The organism is Egicoccus sp. AB-alg2 (assembly GCF_041821065.1).
Taxonomy (GTDB): domain Bacteria; phylum Actinomycetota; class Nitriliruptoria; order Nitriliruptorales; family Nitriliruptoraceae; genus Egicoccus.
In genome coordinates this window covers 250,023-269,287 of sequence record NZ_JBGUAX010000002.1, presented here as the reverse complement: position 1 = coordinate 269,287, position 19,265 = coordinate 250,023, and the positions used below count along the sequence as shown (strand labels likewise).

The 19,265-nt window shown below is 73.8% G+C and carries 18 protein-coding genes; 12 read left to right on the top strand and 6 right to left on the bottom strand.

Annotated features, from left to right (window positions below):
• Positions 1-135: 135 nt before the first annotated feature.
• Entirely contained in the window at positions 136-975 is an 840-nt protein-coding gene (locus tag ACERM0_RS03925; RefSeq protein ID WP_373677205.1) for a ZIP family metal transporter, read from the bottom strand.
• A 278-nt stretch (positions 976-1,253) separates the two neighbouring features.
• Here ACERM0_RS03925 and ACERM0_RS03920 point away from each other — a divergent pair, with 278 nt between their 5' ends.
• From ACERM0_RS03920 to ACERM0_RS03910, 3 genes are all read left to right on the top strand, one after another.
• The gene (locus ACERM0_RS03920) at positions 1,254-1,907 is read left to right on the top strand and encodes a hypothetical protein (protein WP_373677204.1); all 654 of its coding nucleotides are present in this window, start codon (positions 1,254-1,256) and stop codon (positions 1,905-1,907) included.
• 480 nt (positions 1,908-2,387) lie between these two features.
• A complete protein-coding gene (locus ACERM0_RS03915; protein WP_373677203.1) occupies positions 2,388-2,822 on the top strand; it encodes an OsmC family protein in 435 nt (144 codons plus the stop codon).
• Between the two features lie 35 nt (positions 2,823-2,857).
• Entirely contained in the window at positions 2,858-3,325 is a 468-nt protein-coding gene (locus ACERM0_RS03910) for a hypothetical protein (RefSeq protein WP_373677202.1), read from the top strand.
• 24 nt (positions 3,326-3,349) lie between these two features.
• Here the strand turns inward: ACERM0_RS03910 and ACERM0_RS03905 are convergent, their stop codons facing one another.
• Entirely contained in the window at positions 3,350-3,910 is a 561-nt protein-coding gene (locus ACERM0_RS03905; protein WP_373677487.1) for a class I SAM-dependent methyltransferase, read from the bottom strand.
• 228 nt (positions 3,911-4,138) lie between these two features.
• On the opposite strand from ACERM0_RS03905, the gene ACERM0_RS03900 reads away from it, so the two are divergent.
• The 3 genes from ACERM0_RS03900 (at position 4,139) to ACERM0_RS03890 (ending at position 6,226) form a co-directional block, all read left to right on the top strand.
• Positions 4,139-4,495, top strand: coding sequence for a YciI family protein (locus ACERM0_RS03900; protein WP_373677201.1), 357 nt, complete (start codon positions 4,139-4,141; stop codon positions 4,493-4,495).
• 107 nt (positions 4,496-4,602) lie between these two features.
• Positions 4,603-4,959 carry a YciI family protein gene (locus ACERM0_RS03895; RefSeq protein ID WP_373677200.1) on the top strand — a complete coding sequence of 119 codons (357 nt, stop codon included), beginning with the start codon at positions 4,603-4,605 and terminating at the stop codon, positions 4,957-4,959.
• A 40-nt stretch (positions 4,960-4,999) separates the two neighbouring features.
• Positions 5,000-6,226 carry an RNA polymerase sigma factor gene (locus ACERM0_RS03890; protein ID WP_373677486.1) on the top strand — a complete coding sequence of 409 codons (1,227 nt, stop codon included), beginning with the start codon at positions 5,000-5,002 and terminating at the stop codon, positions 6,224-6,226.
• 33 nt (positions 6,227-6,259) lie between these two features.
• On the opposite strand, the gene ACERM0_RS03885 is transcribed toward ACERM0_RS03890, so the two are convergent.
• Together ACERM0_RS03885 and ACERM0_RS03880 are read right to left on the bottom strand one after the other, a co-directional pair.
• A complete protein-coding gene (locus ACERM0_RS03885; protein ID WP_373677199.1) occupies positions 6,260-6,901 on the bottom strand; it encodes a DUF47 domain-containing protein in 642 nt (213 codons plus the stop codon).
• Positions 6,902-6,923: 22 nt separating this feature from the next.
• Entirely contained in the window at positions 6,924-7,883 is a 960-nt protein-coding gene (locus ACERM0_RS03880) for an anion permease (RefSeq protein ID WP_373677198.1), read from the bottom strand.
• 309 nt (positions 7,884-8,192) lie between these two features.
• On the opposite strand from ACERM0_RS03880, the gene ACERM0_RS03875 reads away from it, so the two are divergent.
• The 4 genes from ACERM0_RS03875 (at position 8,193) to ACERM0_RS03860 (ending at position 15,652) form a co-directional block, all read left to right on the top strand.
• Positions 8,193-8,894: a PP2C family serine/threonine-protein phosphatase gene (locus ACERM0_RS03875; RefSeq protein WP_373677196.1), complete on the top strand. Its 702-nt coding sequence runs from the start codon at positions 8,193-8,195 to the stop codon at positions 8,892-8,894.
• 99 nt (positions 8,895-8,993) lie between these two features.
• A complete protein-coding gene (locus ACERM0_RS03870; RefSeq protein ID WP_373677195.1) occupies positions 8,994-12,623 on the top strand; it encodes a BTAD domain-containing putative transcriptional regulator in 3,630 nt (1,209 codons plus the stop codon).
• Positions 12,624-12,721: 98 nt separating this feature from the next.
• Entirely contained in the window at positions 12,722-14,122 is a 1,401-nt protein-coding gene (locus ACERM0_RS03865) for an FAD-binding oxidoreductase (protein WP_373677194.1), read from the top strand.
• 141 nt (positions 14,123-14,263) lie between these two features.
• Positions 14,264-15,652 carry an FAD-binding oxidoreductase gene (locus ACERM0_RS03860; protein WP_373677193.1) on the top strand — a complete coding sequence of 463 codons (1,389 nt, stop codon included), beginning with the start codon at positions 14,264-14,266 and terminating at the stop codon, positions 15,650-15,652.
• Between the two features lie 84 nt (positions 15,653-15,736).
• Here ACERM0_RS03860 and ACERM0_RS03855 read toward each other — a convergent pair whose 3' ends face one another.
• Positions 15,737-16,675: a crotonase/enoyl-CoA hydratase family protein gene (locus ACERM0_RS03855; protein ID WP_373677192.1), complete on the bottom strand. Its 939-nt coding sequence runs from the start codon at positions 16,673-16,675 to the stop codon at positions 15,737-15,739.
• A 171-nt stretch (positions 16,676-16,846) separates the two neighbouring features.
• On the opposite strand from ACERM0_RS03855, the gene ACERM0_RS03850 reads away from it, so the two are divergent.
• Positions 16,847-17,788, top strand: a complete 942-nt coding sequence (locus tag ACERM0_RS03850) for a TIGR03619 family F420-dependent LLM class oxidoreductase (RefSeq protein WP_373677191.1) — start codon at positions 16,847-16,849, stop codon at positions 17,786-17,788.
• Positions 17,785-18,639: an SDR family NAD(P)-dependent oxidoreductase gene (locus tag ACERM0_RS03845; RefSeq protein WP_373677190.1), complete on the top strand. Its 855-nt coding sequence runs from the start codon at positions 17,785-17,787 to the stop codon at positions 18,637-18,639. Before ACERM0_RS03850 ends, ACERM0_RS03845 begins: the two co-directional genes overlap by 4 nt.
• Here the strand turns inward: ACERM0_RS03845 and ACERM0_RS03840 are convergent.
• On the bottom strand, positions 18,621-19,115 hold the full coding sequence (locus ACERM0_RS03840) for a CAP domain-containing protein (RefSeq protein ID WP_373677189.1): 495 nt from the start codon (positions 19,113-19,115) through the stop codon (positions 18,621-18,623). The two genes, ACERM0_RS03845 and ACERM0_RS03840, sit on opposite strands and share 19 nt — an antisense overlap.
• Positions 19,116-19,265: the final 150 nt, after the last annotated feature.

Sequence of the window (19,265 nt, the reverse complement as noted above, 5' to 3'; positions counted from 1 at the left end):
GCCCCGGCCCGAGGGGCAAAGCACGCAATGCCCGGTCGTCCGGGCAGGCGAGTTGCTCGTCGTGATCGCGTCGCCTGGTCACACCCGGGCGCCGCGGACGGGCCTCCGCGTAGCAGCCGCCCGTGATGGCTGCCATCATGGCTGCGCGAGCAGGAACGACAGGAAGAAGCCCGCAGTCGTCGCCATCGCGTTCAGCGGCCGGCCGTGCTCGAACGCCTCCGGCATCAATGTGTCCGCCAGTGACGCCAGCACGGCGCCTCCGGCGAAGGCGGCCGCGAAGGCCAGCTGCGCTGCGCCGAGCCCGAGGGCGGTCGCACGGCCGGCCACCACCGCGAAGGTCAGCACCACCGCGGTGACGGTCCACACCGCGATCGCGAACGCGGCGGACCGGCCGCCTCGGCGCATGGAGACCGCTCCGGCCAGGGACTCGGGCAGATTCGACGAGAAGATCGCGACGAGCAGCGCGAGGCTGAATCCACCGCCGGCGTCCGTTGCCATGGAGACGCCCAGGGCGACGTTCTCCGGGACGCCGTCCAGCGTCACGGCGGCGACGAGGGCGAGGCCGACCGCCAGGGGCTTGCCACCGCGGGCCGCGTCCTCGACGCGTTCGGTCTGCTGCGCCTCTGCACCGCGTAGGCGTTCGGCCGCTTCGTCGGGCACGGCGGGCATTTGATGCGGATCGCCGGCCGAGCGCGCCACCCGCGCGTCCAGCAGCGTGTTCACGACGACGAACGTGAGTGCGCCGGCCAGGAGACCGAGACCGGCCGGCATCAGGCCCCCGTCCTCGACGGCGTCCGGGAACAGTTCGAACGCCAACGCGCTCAGCAGCGTGCCGCTGGCGAACGCGAGCAGCACACCGGTCCAGCGCATGGGCGGACGCCACAACGCCCCGAGCGTGCCGCCGATCACGAGTGCGCTCGATCCGATCGCGCCGATCAGCAGGGCCTGCATGCCGTGTCTCGGGTCGGACTGCATCGGACGATACGGCCGTCGTGGCGCCACCAGCCTGTCCGGGCGATGGCGGCCCGCGCCGACACGCGGCGTCTTCCGTGACCAGGGCGCGCCGACGCAGTACCGTGCGAGGCAGGCGGTGTGTCACGCCCGACCTCCACCTCGGCGCCCGCGCTGCCGAGTTCGGGGAGGCAGAGGGGACCTCGAGTGCTCGACACGGGTGGTACGGCTGTCGTGTGGTGCGTCCGCGACGGCGAGCGCGGGTCGCCGATCGTGGCCGCCGGACACACGAGGCTGCTCACATGACCCGCAACGAATCCTTCAAGCGCCGCATCCGGTCGCGCATGGCCAAGACCGGCGAGAAGTACGGCGCGGCCCGCCGCGTCCTGCTCGAGCAGGCGGCCGACCGGGACGCGCCGAACTGGGCGTCGGATCCTGAACACTCCGACGACGTCATCCGCCGGCAGACCGGCCGCGGCTGGGACGAGTGGCGCGAGCTGATCGACGCCTGGCCCGGACACGCCGACGGTCACGCCGCCGTTGCCACCTGGCTCCAGGACCAGCACGACGTTCCCGGCTGGTGGGCGCAGAACATCACCGTCAGCTGGGAGCGCATCACCGGGCGCCGACTGCCCAACCAGATGGCCGACGGCACGTTCACGGCCGGCCGGTCGGCGACCATCGGCGTCGACCCGGTCGTGCTCCGGGAAACGCTGCGCGACGCCGACGGCCGCGCGGCGCTGTTCCCCGACATGGACGTCGAGCTGCGGTCCCGGCCGACCTCGAAGAACGTCCGACTCGGCATGGGTGACGGCGTGGCGGAGATCCAGGTCAGCGCGAAGGGGGAGCGACGCGCGACCGTCACGGTCGCGCACGCCAAGTTGCTCTCGCCGGACGACGTCGCCCACTGGAAGGCCTTCTGGGGCGACTGGCTGGCGGCCCTCGACGAGGCGTGACCTCGTCAGCGGCTGCTGGCGATGTCCTGGCGCGGGTCGTTGCCGTGCGGCTTCGGCCGATCATCGATCACGCTGCGTGGCTCGACGAGTCCTGGTCGACGACGTTGGTCTGACGTGCGGGTCCCGAGACGTTGAACTGTGCCCGGGGATGGGAAGCAGTCGAGCGGTGGGGTGACGACGATGCCGCCCGAGGGCGTCCGCCGGGCATCGCGGCCCCTCGCCGCCCACGAACGCCGCCCCCGAACGCCGGCGCCCCGCCCGTGCGTGTGGGTACAGGCGCGTTCTTGGAACCGCACGCACACGGACGCGTGACCCAACATGGCAGGCACCGCCGGTACGCGTATCCGACCGCACCCCGGCGAACTCGACGAGGCCTGAACCGGCGTCGCCGTCGCCGGGCAAGGGCCGGCGGCCCCCTCACGCAGGGCGCCGCCGGTCGTGGGAGTAGGGTCGTGCGCCATCCCCGACCCTGGAGCCGTGATGACGGAGGCCGACCACCGCCGCGTGACCCTCGAGCGCTTGGACACCGGCGTGTACCGGGCGACCAATCCGCGCGGTGTCCAGCTGACGTTCGGCAGCATGGACGAGTCCGGTTTCTCGCCGGTCGAGTTGCTCCTCGCGGCCCTCGGCGGCTGCTCGGCGGTCGACGTCGACGTGGTCACCGGCCGTCGGGCGACGCCGGAGCGGTTCGAGGTCGTCGTCGAGGCCGAGAAGATCCGTGACGACGTCGGCAACCTGCTCGAGGACATCCGGATGACCTTCCACGTCACCTTCCCGGACGGCGAGGACGGTGACCGTGCCCGCGAGGTGCTTCCGCGGGCGCTGCGCACCTCCCACGACCGCACCTGCACCGTGAGCCGCACGGTCGAGGCCGGCACCCCCGTCGACGTACGCATCGCGAACGGCGACGCCTGAGTCGACTTCGACACCGGCCACCGGCAGGAGCGCCGATGGATCTGCTGCGAAGCCAGCACCACCGAGCACTGGACGCGATCGTGCGCCAGGACGTCCCGCGGGCCCACGGCCCCGACTACTGGGAGCGGCGCGCCGAGCTGCCGTCAGGACCCCGGGCCGTCGTCGTGCTCTACCTGGCCGCCAACGCCGCGGACGGCGACGGCTTCCCCGCCATCTACCTCGACCTCGACCTCGATGCCGAGGAACTGGTCGAGGCAGCCGCCCACGTGGGAGCCGCCGCCCACGCCGCCCTCTTCCGCCGCGTCGAGCAGGTGCTCCCCGCCGACGCGCGAGACGATCGCGAACGCCTGTGCGACTTCGTGCTCGAGCACGAAGAGCGCTTCGAGGCGTTCGACGCCGCCTACTACGCCCTGGAGGACCGCGGCGACGTCCTCATCGAGCACCTGATCCGCTACCTGCTGGCTCACCCGGACGAGTTCGCGCCGTATCGACGCGGCGGCTGAGCGGGCGCAGGGAACGCCACCACCTCACGGTCGTGCGGCGTCCAGCGGCCGGTGGACGCTGACGGCGTAGTCGGCGCCGGCCGCGAAGGGGGCACGGTCCCACGTGGCGTAGCGCTCGTGCAGTTCCAGACCCGCGGCGGCGGCCTCCTGGTCGTAGTGCTCGATGCCATAGCCGCGGTCGAGCGAGAAGCCGGCGACCAGGACGCCGTCCGGCGCGACGTGACGTGCGCAGCCGGCCACCAGCCGGCCGGTCGTGCCCGGCGGCGTGAACAGCGGCACGTTGCCGGCCATGACGACCACGTCGAAGGTCCGGCCGAGGTCGAGCTCGACCAGGTCGGACAGGACCCATCGGAGCCCGGGCTGGTGCTCCCGCGCGACCGCGAGCATGGACTCGTTGACGTCCGCGCCGACCACCTCGACACCGCGTCTGGCCAGTTCGGTGGCGACCCGGCCGGTTCCGCAGCCGGCGTCGAGCACCGACGACGGCGCGTACCGCAGGACGAACCGGACCTCACCGTGGGGGTCCTTCCCGGCCAGTTGAGCCTCCACCCGCCGCTGGTAGTCGGCCCCGTCCCAGTCCGTCATGGCGTCCTTCTCCACGGCACGCTCCTGGGTGCGCTGGTCGGTGTCCGCCGAGCACTTCTAGCACGCGGTCGACACGGTGGATCCCGGTGGCCCTGCGGTGCGGTGTCCGTCAGGCGCTCCCGGCGTCGACCGGCGGGGGACGTGACCCAGAATGTCGAAGTGGCGCACCGTCGTTCGTGGGGAGGACGAGGACCGGCACCGGGCCGGTCCCACACGAGGAGCACGGTTATGACGAGGTACCTGCTGTCCGTCTGCTATCCGGCCGACCGCCTGCCGCCCGCCCCGGAGGAACTGTCGAGGATCGCGACGGACACCGAACGCGTCCACGACGCCATGGTCGTGGCCGGCGTGTGGGTGTTCGGCGGCGCACTGCACGATCCCGGTACCGCCACGGTGGTGACGGTCCGCGGTGGTGACGTGCTGATCACCGACGGGCCGTTCGTGGAGACCAAGGAACAGATCGGCGGCTTCAGCGTCATCGAGGTGCCGGATCTCGACGCCGCCCTGCGGTGGGGCGAGCAGGTGTCGCTGGCCACCACCTGCCCGATCGAGGTCCGCCCCTTCCAGGACGTGTCGACGGAATGATCCGGGGCGGGCGTGAGGACGCCTCGACGGCCTGTCGAAAACGCCACCGGTCGTTCGTGGGGATGGTGAGGGCCGGGCCACGGCCCCGACGTGAGGAGCGAGAGACCATGAAGCAGTACCTGCTGTCGGTCCACTACGTGGCGGGCGAGCCGGAACCGGACGCCGACACGATGAAGCAGATGTACGCCGACGTCGAGGAACTGAACGGCGAGATGCGTTCCGCCGGCGCGTGGGTGTTCGCCGGGGGACTCGAGGAACCCCACCTCGCCACCGTCGTACGGGAACAGGACGGACGGGTCGTCACCACCGACGGCCCCTTCCCGGAAGCCAAGGAACACCTCGGTGGCTTCTGGGTGCTGAAGGTCGCGGACGAGGAGGAGGCACTCGACTGGGCGAGGAAGGCCACTCGCGCGTGTCGCGGGCCGGTCGAGGTGCGCCCGTTCCAGGACGAGCCCGAGGTGTGACGTGGTGTTCCACGCCGTCGGTCCCGGGCAGCACCGGTCCGTGGCGCCGACCGACGAGACCACGGTGGCCGGCGTGTTCCGGCGCGAGTACGGGCAGGTCGTGGCGAGCCTGGTCCGCGTGTTCGGCGAGATCGACGTCGCCGAGGACGCGGTCCAGGAGGCCTTCCTGGTCGCCCAGCGGACCTGGCCCGAGCGGGGGATCCCGCCAAACCCGGGTGGGTGGATCACCACCACGGCCAGACGCCGGGCGATCGACCGCCTGCGCCGCGAGAAGCGGCGTGACGAGCGGCAGGCGCAGGCAGCCGTGATCGAATCGCCGGCCGGGCCGCCGGAGCGCGTGGGATCCGTGCAGGACGACCGCTTGCGGCTGATCTTCACGTGTTGCCACCCGGCCCTGGCGACCCACGCACAGATCGCGCTGACCCTGCGGCTGTTGTGCGGCCTGGACACCGGCGAGATCGCACGCGCCTTCCTGATCCCCGAGCCGACGCTGGCCCAACGGATCGTCCGGGCCAAGCGCAAGATCCGCGCCGCCAACATCCCCTACCGCGTCCCCGAGGACCACGAACTGCCCGATCGCCTCGCCGGCGTCCTCGCGGTCGTCTATCTCGTCTTCAACGAGGGCCACATCGCCACCGGCGGCGACGCGCTGGTCCGCGAGGGACTGTGCGACGAGGCGCTCCGGCTCGGACGCCTGCTCGCGGCGCTCCTGCCCGACGAACCCGAGGTGATGGGCTTGCTGGCGCTGATGCTGCTGGTCGCCGCGCGATGGCCGGCCCGGGTCGGACCGGGCGGGACGCCGATCCTGCTGGCCGATCAGGACCGGTCCCGCTGGGACGCGGCCATGATCGCCGAAGGGCAGGCGCTCGTGCGGACGTGCCTGCGGCGGAACCGTCCCGGTCCCTATCAACTGCAGGCGGCCGTCAACGCCGTACACAGCGCCGCGCCGACGGCGGCCGACACCGACTGGGGGCAGATCGTCGCCCTCTACGACCAGCACCTGGCGATCGCGCCCACGCCGGTCGTGGAACTCAACCGGGCCGTCGCGCTGGCCGAGGTCCGCGGCCCCGGTGCGGGCCTGCACGCCATCGAGGGCCTGCCGCTCGACGGCTACCACCTCTTCCACGCCACACGGGCCGACCTGCTGCGTCGGCTCGGGCGAGCCGACGAGGCGGCGGCGGCCTACGCCACCGCCGCCGCCCTCACGACCAACGCTGCCGAGCGCCGCTTTCTCCTGGCCCGGCGTGACGCGGTGAGCAGCGCCTGACGAGCAGGCTGCCGGCGAGCCCTGCCGCGGCCGTCAGTGACTGCGTTTGACGGCGCCGTCGACGAGTGCGTCCGCCGCCTCGGCCAGTCGCAGCCCGGTGATGTCCAGGCGACGCAACAGTTCCCGGCGCCGCAGCAGGAGCGTGTCGACGTCGTCGCACCCGGTCAGCAGTTGGGCCATGGCGTGCTGGTAGCTGCGCCGCACGTCGTTCTTCTTCGACTCGGCGGCATGTCTGGCGGTGTCCTCGGGATGGTCGACCAGCACTTCCGTCGCCGTCCGCAGCATCGCGAGGCCGGTCGCCAGGTTGTCGACCCCCTCGAGGAGCAGCGGTTCCGCGGCGAACCCGTACAGGTGGAACTCGCGCGCGAGATCGCGCAGGTTGTCGAGCACGTCGTCCACGGACCGTGACAGGCGGTTGAGGTCCTCGCGGTCCATGGGTGCCGCCAGGGTCTGGCGCAACTCCACGATCAGTTCGCGGCGGGCGTCGTCGCCCTCGCTCTCGATGGCGTCCATCCGCCGGTCGCCCTCCGCGGCGTCGATCTCGCCGCCGGCCAGCGCGCGGACCAGGTCGACCGCCTTCGTGGTGGCGTCGAACTGGGCGAGCAGGTGCGACACCAGGACCGCGTCGCTGCGCCCGGTCAGGTTGCGGAAGAACCGGCGGACCCGCTCGGTCACGGGGACGCTCCTGTCGTCGAGGTCACGAGACGGCGAGGGCGACACCGGTCGCCGCACCGGCGACCACGAAGGCCGACGGCAGGGTGGCGACCCAGGCCAGCCCCAGTTGGGCCACCGTGCGCCACCGGACGCTGCCTTTGCCGCGGTCCAGCACGCTACCCACCAACCCGCCGGAGATGGCCTGCGTCATCGACACCGGGGAGCCCACCGCCCCCGTGGCCAGGACGACGGTCGCGGACGACATCTCGGTCACCACGGCCTCGTGCGGCCGCGACGGCACCACGCCGGCGCCGATGGTCCGCGCCACCCGGGGCAGACCCACCATCGCCCCCACGAGGAACGCCACGGCGACTGCGGTGAGCTGCCAGCCGACGACCGGCACCCCCGATGCGCCGACCGTGCCGACGGCGACCGCCAGCACCGCCAGCATCTTCTGTCCGTCGTTGGCGCCGTAGGCCAGGCACTGGAGCAGGAATCCGGCCCGGTGCCAGCGGCGGACACGACGGTGCAGCACGCCACGCGACGGCCAGGCCGTGACCACCCGGCCGAGCCCTCGGGCGACGAGCAGTCCGATCACCGGCGCGACCGCTGCCAGCAGCAGCACCAGCGCGACCGTGCCCCAGGTCACCGGTAACCGGGCGCCGACGCCGGCACCGGCGATCGCGCCGACGACAGCCAGGGTGAGGCTGGTGGGCAGGCCGCGGGCGGCCAGCAGCCAGGTGACGGCGACGGCCGCGACCACCGCGACCCCGAGCGCGACCTGTCCGTCCTGACCGTCGAAGGTGACCAGACGGTCCGCCAGCGTGGTCGCCACCGCGGTGCCGACGACGAGCGGGGCGACGGCGACCGCCCCGGCGGCGATGAACAACCCGGTCAATGGCCGGTGGCCCCGGACCGAGAGGCCGACCGACAGCAGCGCCCCGCCGTCGTTCACCCCGTTGACGAAGGCGAAGGCGATGGCGACGACCAGGAGCCAGGTCACCGGCCCAGACGACGGCGATCGGGCCCATATCGCCGGCAGAGGGGCGCAGGTCCGCGTCCCTCGGATGTCGTCGTCGATCCTCCGCAGGTCACCGATCGAGTCTATGCCCGAGTGCCAGGCCGCGCCGGTCCTGCCGCCCGGGGTGGCCGCCCGCCGGTGGCCGGCGGGGGACGGGTCCGGCGGCCATGGCACGAACTGCCACCAGCGCGCGGTGGCAGTCGCCGCCGCCGGAACGTCTCGGATGCCGCGATGCTTCCGATCTGCAATCCACGAGACTGCCGACCGAGACCCCCACCTGGAGGAGTGACCATGCATCTCGACGTCTGGGTCGTGACGCATGCGTCGCTGACCCACACGGAGAACGAGGACCGGGCCGTCGTGGCGGACACGGTCCTTGCCGAGGCAGCCAGCGTCGAACACCACCAGCTGTCGGCGCCGACCATGCTGGCGGCCCTGGACGGCCTCGGCGGCCACAGCGCCGGCAACGTCGCCAGCCACCTCGCGGCGAAGCTGCTGGCGGCTTCCGACGTCCCCCGGGACGAACCCGCGGCCGAAGCCCTGCTGCAACTCGCCGACCAGACCCTGCACGACGCGACGGCGACCGACCCCGCCCTGACCGGCATGGGCGCCACCGTCGCGATGCTCGCCGTCCTGGACGGCCACCTCGTCACGGCCAACGTCGGTGACACGACGGCGTGGCGGTACTCGGACGCGCAACTCGAGCCGCTCACCGTCAGTGACCGCATCGGCGGCTCACAGATCGGCCAGTGCCTGGGGGCGACCGGCGACCTCGCCCCCCACGTGCGCACGGTCGACCTCACCGCCGGGGATCGCCTGCTGCTGGCCAGCGACGGTCTGACGGACGTGGTCGACGCCGACACGATCGCGCAGGCCCTCCGCGGCCCGGCGGACCAGGCCGTCTCGCAGCTGTACGGCATGGTCGAGGCCGCCCGGTTCCCCGACGACGTCACCATCGTCCTGGCCGAGGTGCAGGCGGCCGACGTCAGCTGACCCGGCGGGCATCATGACGGGGGGCGCGCTCCGCCCCGTCGCGGGCGGTCGTCCGTATACGCTGGCCCATTCGCCGCCGTGCACGGCGGGAGGGTCCGGGTGGACGAAGCCAGCGACCTGCGTCTGGGCGTGCTGGGCGAGCTGAGCGGCTCGCTGAACGGATGCCCCATCGGCCTCGGTGGCCGGCGCCAGCGGGCGGTGCTCGCCGCGCTCGTGATCGCGCGTGGTGAGGCCGTGCCCGCGGACCGGCTGGCGGACTGCGTGTGGGGCGAGCACGCGCCCGGCAACCCGACTGGCGCGTTGCAGTCGTACGTCAGCCACCTCCGTCGGTGCCTGGAGCCGCAGGCCGCGGCACGGACCCGTGACGGGGTCATCGCCAAGGTCGGTCCGGGCTACGCCATCCGGCTCGGCCTGGACGCCGTCGACGCCTGGCGCTTCGAGCGTGCGGTGGCGTCGGGAGCCTCGCTGCCGTCGGTCGATGCCGTCGCCGTGCTGGACGACGCCCTGGGCCTGTGGCGGGGACCCGCCTATGCGGAGTACGCCGACGAGGACTGGGCCCGAGCCGAGGTGGTCCGCCTGAACGCGTTGCGGGCCGTCGCCCGTGAGCGGCTGCTCGGCGCCCGGCTCGAGCTCGGCGACGCGCCGCTGCTCGTGTCCGAGTTGGAGGCGCTCGTGGCCGAGGACCCGTTGCGGGAGGAGCGCTGGGCGCTGCTGGTGCTCGCCCTGTACCGCTCGCAGCGACAGGCCGACGCGCTGGCGGCGCTGCGCCGGGCGCGCGAGACGCTCGCAGAGGTGCTGGGGGTCGACCCCGGCCCGCGCCTGCGCATGCTGGAGCGCGACGTGCTCGCCCAGTCGCCCACGTTGGACCCGCCGCGGCCACCCGCACTCGTGCCCTCACGCGACACGGACGATGCCGCGATCAGGGCGACCGACGTCGACCGGGCGACGTCGCCGGTCCGCGTCGCACGTGCCGACCTCGTGGACCGGGCAACGGAGGCCGCCGAACTGTCGGCCGCACTGTCCGCCGCCCGGACGGGAACGGGCGGCGTCGTGCTGGTCGAGGGACCGGCCGGTATCGGCAAGACCCGCCTGCTGTCGGAGGCGGCACGGCTCGCGGCCGAGGCCGGCGTGCGGCTGCTTTCTGCGCGCTGCAGTCGGCTGGAGCGGACGTTCGGCTTCGGGGCCGTCCGCCAACTGTTCGAACCGGCGCTCCTCGACCCGGCCCGCCGCGCCGACCTCCTGGTCGGCGCCGCCGCCAGCGCCGCGGGCGTGTTCGACACCGTCGCCGAGGAGCGGCGGGCCGACGGCACCTTCGCGGTCCTGCACGGCCTGTACTGGCTGACGGTCGACCTGGCGGCCGAGAGCCCGCTGCTGATCACCGTCGACGACGTCCAGTGGTGCGACGCCGGCTCGCTGCGCTTCCTCGGCTACCTGGTGCGACGCCTGGAGGCGGTGCCGGCTCTGGTCGTGCTCGCGTCGCGGACGGGTGAGGCCGACGCGGACGAGATGCTGCTCGGCGAACTCGCGCTCGAGCCGTCCGTGTCGGTGCTGCGGCCGCGCCCGCTGTCCAGGGAGGCGACGGCCGTCGTCGTGCGCGACCGGCTGGGCAGCGACGCGGACGACGCCTTCGTCTCCGCGTGCCACCAGGTGACATCGGGCAATCCGCTGCTGCTGCATCAGCTGTCGCGGGCGCTGGAAGCCGACGGCATCCGGCCGGACGTGGTCCACGTCGACACCGTTCGCGCGGTCGGGTCGCGCGCCATCGCCGGCCTGGTCGCTCTGCGGCTGCGGCGTCTGCCGCCGACCGCCACCGCGGTCGCGCGGGCGGTGGCGGTCCTGGGCGAGGGCGCCGACCTGGTGACGGTGGCGCAGCTGGCCGGCCTCACCGAGGACGCCGCTGCCGCCGCCATGGACACGCTGCTGCGCTGTGACGTCCTCACCGATCGCGACGACCTCGGGTTCGCGCATCCGCTGGTGCGCGACGCCGTGTACGACGACCTGCCGCTGGGCGACCGTCAGCTGCTCCACGAGCACGCCGCCGAGATCCTGCAGCGTCGCGGCGGCGGGGTCGAGCAGGTCGCCGCACACCTGTTGCGTGCGCCGCGTCGTGGCCGGGCCGACCGTGTCGCGTCGCTGCGCGAGGCCGGGCGGACGGCGTTGCGCCGCGGTGCCCCGGACAGCGCGGTCGAGCTGCTGCGCCGGGCGCTCGCCGAGTCCGGCGAGGGACCCGAGCCCGTCGACGTGCTGGTCGAGCTCGGACTCGCGGAGACGTTCGTGGACGGCCCTGCGGCGACCGTGCACCTGGCCGAGGCCTTCGGCGCCCTGCCGGATGCCGACGCACGTGCCCGCGTGGCGGTCGCACTGGCGCGGACCCACGTGTTCGCGTCGCCGCCCGGCGTCGCGACCGCCTTCGCGGGCCAGGCGGCAGCCGGCCTGCCGGACGAGGTCGACGACGCACGCCAGGCGCTGGTGGCGCTGCAGCGCATCAGCGGCTCGATGGGCGGGCTCGCGCCGTCGTCGTACCGCGACGGCCCGACACCGACGCCGCGTGGTGACGGCGACGGCGCAAGGATGCTCGCGGCGACCTCGAGCTACGAGCGGCTCCTGGACGGCGAGGACCGCGTCGGCACGATCGACCTGGCGCGGTTCGCGCTGGCCGACGATCGTCTGCTCGAGGTGGACAACGGCCTGTTCTGGGTGTTCGCCGCGACCGTGCTGCTGGTGGCCGATGGCGACCTCACCGGGCACGGCCGCGACCTTCGCCCGGGGGAGGGGCTGGGGGCCTTCTGGGAACGCGCCCGCCAGCACGCCTATGCCACCGGCAGTCTGTTCGCCGCGCTGTCGGCCAACCTGTGGCGGGGCTACTTCCAGTGGCGAACCGGCGTGCTGGACGACGCCTTGCAGTCCTTCGCGGACGCGGCCGATCAGAACGACATGTGGGGTGGCTCACCGGTCGGCGCGACCTACGTCGCCGCCTTCACGGCCGGCGCGCATCTCGACCGGGGGGATCTCCGGGCGGCCCGCCACGTGATCGACGCCGCGCGCCGGCTGCCGCCGGTCGGCGAGGGGACACGGCTGCTGCACGAATCCGCGGTCCGCCTCCTGCTCGCCGAGGGCCGACCCGCCGACGCGCTGGCGGAGCTGGGCATGGCGACCGACCCCTTCGGGATCCGCAACCCCGCCTGGGCGCCCTGGCGCGGGCTGAAGGCACGCGCCCTCGCCGACATCGGCGACCACGCCGCGGCGGTGGCGCTGGCTCGGGAGGAGGTCGCGCTGCTGCGGCGCTGGGGTGCCCCGTCGGCGCTGGGCGCGTCCCTGCACCGGCTCGGCGAACTGGTCGGCGCGGGCGGCACGGGACACCTCCGGGAAGCGGTGCAGCACCTGCAGTCCGGCCACGCGCCGCTCGAACTGGCCCGTGCACGCCTCGCGCTCGGGCGCGCCGACGACGTCACCACCGCCGAGGCCCTGCCGCTGCTGCGGCAGGCGCTGCAGGTGGCGAGCGCCTGCGGTGCGGACGGGGTGCACCGTGAGACCGTCGCCGCCCTCGCGGCGCGGGGCGACGCGGCCGCGTCGGAACGGGCCCCGGTGCGCCGCACCAGCGCGCGGGACCAGCAGATCCGCGAGCTGGCCGCAGCGGGACTCGGGATCAACGAGGTGGCGCAGCGCCTGCTGCTGACCCCGGGAACCGTCCTGGCCGTCCTCGCCCCGACCACCGCCGCAGGCCCGTGACCCATCGCCGCGTTCAGGTGCCGGCCCCGGCCCGAATACGGCTCAAGTGAAACTCAAGTTCCCGGTGCACGATCGCCTCGTCGACGTCAGGACCCGCGATGGCCGCGACGCCACCCACCGCCGAGCGTGGCAGCCGGCTGGACCTGCTGCGGGGGTTGTGCGGGGGCGCCGTGCACCTGCCCGGCGATGCCGGCTACGACCGTGCGCGCCTGCCGTGGAACCTGCAGGTCGACGCCCGTCCCGCGGCCGTCGCATATCCCGCGTTCCCCGACGAGGTGGCGACCGTCGTGCGTGCCGCCGCGGCGGCGGGCCTCCGGGTCGCGCCGATGGGGACCGGACACGGCGCACCGCCGCTGTCCGGCCGCCTGGGTGACGCCGTCCTGCTGCGCACGTCGGCCCTCACCGAGCTGCACGTCGACACCGACCGGCAGACCGCACGGGTCGGCGCCGGTGTGCTGTGGGGGGACGTGGTCGAGCGGGCCGGGGAGGTCGGGCTCGCCGCCCGCCACATGTCCAGTCCCAGCGTGGGGGTCGTCGGTTCGTCCCTCGGCGGGGGGATCAGCTGGTACGCGCGACGCCACGGGCTGCAGTGCAGCGCGCTGACCGCCATCGAGGTCGTCCTGGCCGACGGCAGCTTCGTGCGTGCCACCGGGCACGACGACCTGCTGTGGGCGGCCCGCGGGGGCGGTGGTTTCGGCGTCGTGACGGCGGTCGAGTTCGACCTGCTGCCGATCGCCACGGCGTTCGCGGGGCTGCTGGCCTGGGACTGGCGGCATGCCGAGCGCGTGCTGCGGGCGTGGGCCGACTGGACCCGCGAGACACCCGAGGACGTGACCACGGTCGCCCGCCTGTTCCAGGCACCCGACCAGCCGGACCTGCCGGCCGGTCTGCGCGGTCGTCAGGTGGTCGTGGTGGACGGTGCCGTCCTCGGCCCGCCGGGACGGGCCGCCCAGCTCCTCGCACCGCTGCGGGCGCTGCGGCCCGAGCTGGACACCTTCCACGTCGCCCGCGCCGATTCCCTGCCGCGGTTGCACCTCGACCCGGAGGCGCCGACCGTCGCGCACGCCAGCAGCGTGCTCCTCGACGACCTGCCCGAGGAGGCCGTCGAGGCGCTGGTCGCGGCTGCCGGTCCCCGCTCCGGTTCCGGGCTGGTGGACCTCGAGGTGCGCCAGCTCGGCGGTGCCCTGGCCCGTCCGTCCCCGCGAGGCGGCGCTCTCGACCGGCTCGACGGCGCCTTCCTGGTGCTGGGCGTCGGCATCGCCGACGAGCCGGCCGGGCTCGCCTCGCTGCGCCGGGACACGACCCGCATCTTCGCCGCGCTGGCGCGGTGGGCCTCCAGCGGGCTCTACCTGCCGATGGTCGACCAGGCCAACGACGGGCGACGGGGCTTGTCGCCGACGGCCTGGGAGCGTCTGGCCGCCATCCGTGCCGCCGCCGATCCCGAGGGCCGCTTCGTCGTCCCGCACGAGGGTTCGGCGGCGCAGCCCGCCGACGCCTGACCGACCCGAGGAGACGGGCCGGCCGCGTGCTCGCCCCGACGCCGGGTCTCAAGTCCCGTCTCAGGTCGCTCACAACCGCCTCGCAAGTCCGCCGTCGCATCGTGCGCCCACATCGGCACCGATCACCACGGAGGACCTGAGATGAGCTTCATCGGACAACTGCTGGAACGGCCGCAGGGCGATCTCACGCCGACGCGCGTGCCCTTCGATGACCTCGACGCACGTACCACGGGCACGCTGGCCGTGCCGGGCGACGACGCCTACCAGGCACTCGTGTCGCCGTGGAACCTGGCGGTGGCCGTGCAACCGGCCGCCGTGCTGGCGGCCCGGACGGCACAGGACGTCGTCGAAGCCGTCCGCTTCGCGGGCGAGCACGGCCTGCTGGTCACCCCGCAGGCCACCGGGCACGGGGCGATCTCCGCCCTCGTGGGGCAGCTCCTGGTCACGACGAAGGACCTCGACGAGTGCACCGTCCACCCGGAGGGCTGGGCCCGGGTGGGCGCCGGGGTCAAGTGGATCCGCGTCGTCGAGGCTGCGGCGCCCTACGGTCTGGCCCCGCTGTCGGGTTCGATCACCGACGTCGGCATCGTCGGCTACACCACCGGCGGAGGCCTGGGTCCCATGGCCCGCACCTACGGCCTGGCGGCCGACCGCGTGCGTGCCTTCGAGGTCGTCACGGGCGACGGCGTGCTGCGCCGCGTGACGCCGTCAGAGCATCCCGAGCTGTACTTCGGCCTGCGCGGCGGCAAGGGCAGCCTCGGCATCGTCACCGCCGTCGAGTTCGACCTCGTCCACCAGCCGACCTTCTACGGCGGTTCGCTCTGGTTCGATGGTGAGGACGCCGCCGCCGTGATCGCCCGCTGGCGGGAGTGGTGCGCACGGCTCCCGGAAGAGGCGACGACCTCCTTCGCGCTGTTCCGCCTGCCGAACGGCCCGGACACGCCGCCGCAGCTGGCCGGCCGCCTCACGCTGTCCATCCGCTACGTGTGGACCGGCGACCCTGCGGAGGGCGCGCGCCGGTTCGCACCGATGCGTGCCGCCGCACCCGTCCTCCTCGACGACGTCGCCCACAAGCCGTTCACGGCCATCGACTCCGTGCACACCGACCCGCTGGACCCGATGCCCGTGCGCGAGGCCGCGGCGGTGCTGACCGACTTCCCGGCGCAGGCGGCGGCGGCCCTGCTGGACGCCACCGGGCCGGGGTCGGACTCGCCGCAGCTGCTGGTCGAGATCCGGCAGATGGGCGGCGCGACGGCGCGCGGCGGTGCCCACGAAGCCGCCTTCTCGTCGCGCTCCGCCGCCTACTGCCTGCTCACGGTCGGTCTCGACGAGCCCGACGTGACGGCCCATGCCACCGAGGTCCTGGTCGCGCTGGCGCCATGGATCGGCGGTCCCCGCATGCCGAACTTCACGTTCGACGCGGACGACCTGGTCCACGCGTTCGACGCGCGCGCCCTCGCGCGGATCCGTGCCGCCATCCGCAGCTACGACCCCGACGGGGTGATGGCGATCGGTCGCGCGCTCGCCTGAGCCCGGTGCCCGGACGGCAGGGGCAGCGCACGCCGGGTGCGCTGCCCCTGCTGCGTCCGCGCCGACGCGGGTTGCCGCCGCTTCTCAGCCCTTGAAGGTGGAGCGTCCCGCGTCACCGAACGGCTCGTCGCGTTCCCGGACGGCCTGCCGGAAACCGGCCTCGGCGGCGCGCCGGCGGAACGCGTACCCCTCCGCCGTGTGGCGGGTGATGCCGTCGAAGACCGTGCCGAGCAGCTGGGTGGCGTGCAGTCCCTGGCCGTACACCTGCTGGTTGACCAGCAACTTCATCATCTGCAGCTGGTTCAGCGGCATCCGGGCGATCCGGGCCGCCAGGGCGTCGGCACGCTCGTCGAGGCGGTCGGCCGGCGGCGCCTCGATGGCCAGTCCCCACTCCAGCGCCTCGGCGCCCGAGAGGCAGTCGCCGGTGAAGAGGAGCCGCTTCGCGCGCTGGGGGCCCAGCCGCGCCGCCCACATGGCGGTCGTCGGCGAGCCCCACACCCGTGCCGGCGGGTAGCCGATCTTGGCGTCCTCGGCGATCACGAGCAGGTCGGAGCACAGCGCCAAATCCGTCCCGCCGGCCACGCAGAACCCGTGCACCTTGCAGATCACCGGCGTGGCGACGTGGAACAGCGTCATGAAGGCGCGCACGTTGCGGCTCATCATCCCGTGGTCGACCATCGGGTCCCACGGCCGCGACGGATCGTGGTTGGCGGCCATGACCCGCGGGTCGGTGGGGGCGCCGTCCGGGACGGGCGGGGCACCGCGGGGGAGGGCGGAATCGTCGGGCGCGTCCTCGCCGAGCTCTTCCGCGGCGTCGACGAGGTCGTAGCCACCGCAGAAGCCGCTGCCGCTGCCCGCCAGCAGCACGACCCGCACCTCGGGGTCGAGGTCGGCGTACTCGACCGCGGCCGCCAACTCGTCGATCAGTCGCCGGGTCAGCCCGTTGCCCCGTTCCGGACGGTCCAGGGTGATGCGCGCCACGTGGCCGTCACGCTCGTAGCGGATCGTCTCCAGCCCGTCCATGGGCACTCCTCGTGTCCGGTCCGACGTGCCGGACGCACGCCGTCCGCGACCGAGGAAAGCAGCCCGGTCCGGCCGGCGGAGAACTCGCGAGCGCGGCGCCATCGCGCGCCCCGGACGTCGCCGAACGGCGCCGGCCGTAGAGTTCGGGCGTCTCCCGCAGGCTGGTGGCCCATGATCCCCACATCGCCGCGCGTCGTCCTGGTCCTGTCCGAGAACTGGACCCTGATCGACCCGCGTGAGCCGCGACGACTGGTCGAGGTGGCTCGCATCGCCGAGGACGCCGGCATCGACACCGTGATGCTGTCCGAACACGTCGTGCTCGGACCGTCCGCCGGGGCCGCCGGCGTGATGGGCAACCCGCGCGACTACGCGCTGCCCGGCAACCAGGACCCGGCGATGCCGTGGCCCGACTCGTTGGTGGTCGCGAGCGCCGTCGCCGCCGCCACCACGACCCTGCGGATCGCACTGGCAGCCATCATCGCGCCGCTTCGCCACCCGCTCCTGCTCGCCAAGCAGCTCGCGACCCTGGACCTGCTCAGTGGCGGGCGCCTGGTCGTGCAGCCGACCGTGAGCTGGCACGAGGACGAGTACCGGGCTCTCGACGTGCCGTTCCGGGAGCGCGGCGCGCGGCTGGACGAGCATCTCGCCGCCTGGCGCGCGTCGTGGCGCGAGTCGCCGGCCACGTTCCACGGCCGCCACTACCGCTTCGAGGACGTCTACCTCGAACCCAAGCCCGCGCGACCGACCGGGCCGTGGCTGTGGATCGGCGGCAGTTCGGTCCACCCGGCCGTGCGACGACGACTGGTCGAGCACGCCGACGGCTTCCACCCGCTCGGTCAGCCGTCCGACGACGCGTTGGCCGACCTGCGCGACGCCCTGCGCGCGGCGGGCCGCGACCCGGCGTCGCTGGAGTGGATCGGCGGCATCCGCGGCCGGTTCCCCGACGAGCACGCGCCGGCCGACCTCGACGAGGCCCTCGAGCAGGTGCCCGTCCAGATCGCGCGTGGCTTCGGGACGATCTGTGTGAAACCGTCGCAGTTCCTCGACGACCCGAGCCAGCTGCCGGCGTTCTGTCGCCGGGTCGTCAGCCGTGTGCAGGAGCTGATGGCATGACGGCACCGCTGGCAGGCCGGATCGCGATCGTCACCGGGGCAGGCAGCGGCATCGGCGCCGCGACGGCCAGGCGGCTGGCGGCCGACGGCGCCGCGGTGATCCTGACGGGCCGGCGTCCGGCACCGCTCGAGGCGGTGGCGGCATCGTGCGGCGGGATCGCCGTGGTCGCCGACGTCACCGAGCCGGGCGACTGGGCGCGCGTCACCGCGACGGCGCAGGACCGCTTCGGCGGCGCCGACGTGCTCGTGGCCAACGCGGGCGTCGAGGCATTCGGGTCGGTGGAGTCGGTCCGGCTCGACGACTGGCACGCCGTCCAGCGCACGAACGTCGACGGAGTGCTGCTGGGAATCCGTGCCGTCGCGCCCCTGCTGCGCCGGCGCGGTGGCGGCAGCATCGTCGTCGTGTCGTCGGTGGCCGGGCTGACCGCCGGCCCCGACTACGCGGCGTACGTCACCTCGAAGACCGCCGTGCTGGGCCTGGTGCGCTCGGCGGCCGTCGACCTCGGCCCCGACCGGATCCGCGTCAACGCCCTGTGCCCGGGATGGACCCGGACCGAGATGAGCGAACGCGAGACGGCGGCGATCGCTGCCGAGCAGGGCACGACCGCCGAGGCGCTGTGGACGCGACTGGTCGCGCCGCTGCCACTGGGGCGGGCCGCGGATCCCGACGAGATCGCTGCGTGCGTGCGGTTCCTCGCCGGTCCCGAGTCGTCGTTCGTCACCGGCTCCACGCTGGTCGCCGACGGCGGGGGCGGCGCGGTCGATGTCGGCACACTCGGCTCGCCGGTTGAGCGTGGCGGGTTGCGCGACCCTTCCGTGCCGAACGGTGATGGTCACCGGTGGCGGCGGTAGACCTGCACCACGTAGACCTTGCCCTGGCCGTTGACGGCCACCCCGACGCCGTACTGGGTCCAGCGCTTGTCGAGCACGTTGGCCCGGTGTCCGGGCGAGTCCATGAACGCCCGGTTGAGGCGGTCGATGGTCGTGCCGCGACCGACGTTCTCCCCGACCGAGCGCCAGTTCCTGACCTCCTTGGTCAGGTTGGGGTTGTGGTACAGGCGGTCCCTGGTGCACATGCGCATGGCGTGGTCGCGGGCCACGTCGCGAAGGTCGCCGGCGTGCTTGATCGCGCCGACCTTGGCCTTCTTGCGTTGGGCAGCGATGAAGTCGCGCGACGCCGCCTCGGGCTTGGCGACGACCTTGCAGCCGTTCTTCGCGGCGGCGTGGGCTTCGGCAGGTGCGACCGCCGCCGACGTGGCGGTCAGCGGCGCGGCCAGGAGCGCGGCGGCGAGCAGGGAGACGGTCATCCGGCGGAGCAGCACGGGCATCCTCGCGGTGTCGATCGGTGGGCGGCGGCGACCGTGCGGCGGCCGACCCCGTGGTGGCGGCCGGTCGGCGTCCGGCCCGTGCCCCTGGTTGACGGCCGAACGGCGGCCCGACTTGAGCCGTCACCCCCCGGCGGGCCGCACGTGAACACG

Coding starts and splice junctions, on each gene's coding strand:
- ACERM0_RS03925 (WP_373677205.1), bottom strand. CDS start 975: ATGCAGTCCGACCCGAGACACGGCATGCAGGCCCTGCTGATCGGCGCG.
- ACERM0_RS03920 (WP_373677204.1), top strand. CDS start 1,254: ATGACCCGCAACGAATCCTTCAAGCGCCGCATCCGGTCGCGCATGGCC.
- ACERM0_RS03915 (WP_373677203.1), top strand. CDS start 2,388: ATGACGGAGGCCGACCACCGCCGCGTGACCCTCGAGCGCTTGGACACC.
- ACERM0_RS03910 (WP_373677202.1), top strand. CDS start 2,858: ATGGATCTGCTGCGAAGCCAGCACCACCGAGCACTGGACGCGATCGTG.
- ACERM0_RS03905 (WP_373677487.1), bottom strand. CDS start 3,910: ATGACGGACTGGGACGGGGCCGACTACCAGCGGCGGGTGGAGGCTCAA.
- ACERM0_RS03900 (WP_373677201.1), top strand. CDS start 4,139: ATGACGAGGTACCTGCTGTCCGTCTGCTATCCGGCCGACCGCCTGCCG.
- ACERM0_RS03895 (WP_373677200.1), top strand. CDS start 4,603: ATGAAGCAGTACCTGCTGTCGGTCCACTACGTGGCGGGCGAGCCGGAA.
- ACERM0_RS03875 (WP_373677196.1), top strand. CDS start 8,193: ATGCATCTCGACGTCTGGGTCGTGACGCATGCGTCGCTGACCCACACG.
- ACERM0_RS03865 (WP_373677194.1), top strand. CDS start 12,722: ATGGCCGCGACGCCACCCACCGCCGAGCGTGGCAGCCGGCTGGACCTG.
- ACERM0_RS03860 (WP_373677193.1), top strand. CDS start 14,264: ATGAGCTTCATCGGACAACTGCTGGAACGGCCGCAGGGCGATCTCACG.
- ACERM0_RS03855 (WP_373677192.1), bottom strand. CDS start 16,675: ATGGACGGGCTGGAGACGATCCGCTACGAGCGTGACGGCCACGTGGCG.
- ACERM0_RS03850 (WP_373677191.1), top strand. CDS start 16,847: ATGATCCCCACATCGCCGCGCGTCGTCCTGGTCCTGTCCGAGAACTGG.
- ACERM0_RS03845 (WP_373677190.1), top strand. CDS start 17,785: ATGACGGCACCGCTGGCAGGCCGGATCGCGATCGTCACCGGGGCAGGC.
- ACERM0_RS03840 (WP_373677189.1), bottom strand. CDS start 19,115: ATGCCCGTGCTGCTCCGCCGGATGACCGTCTCCCTGCTCGCCGCCGCG.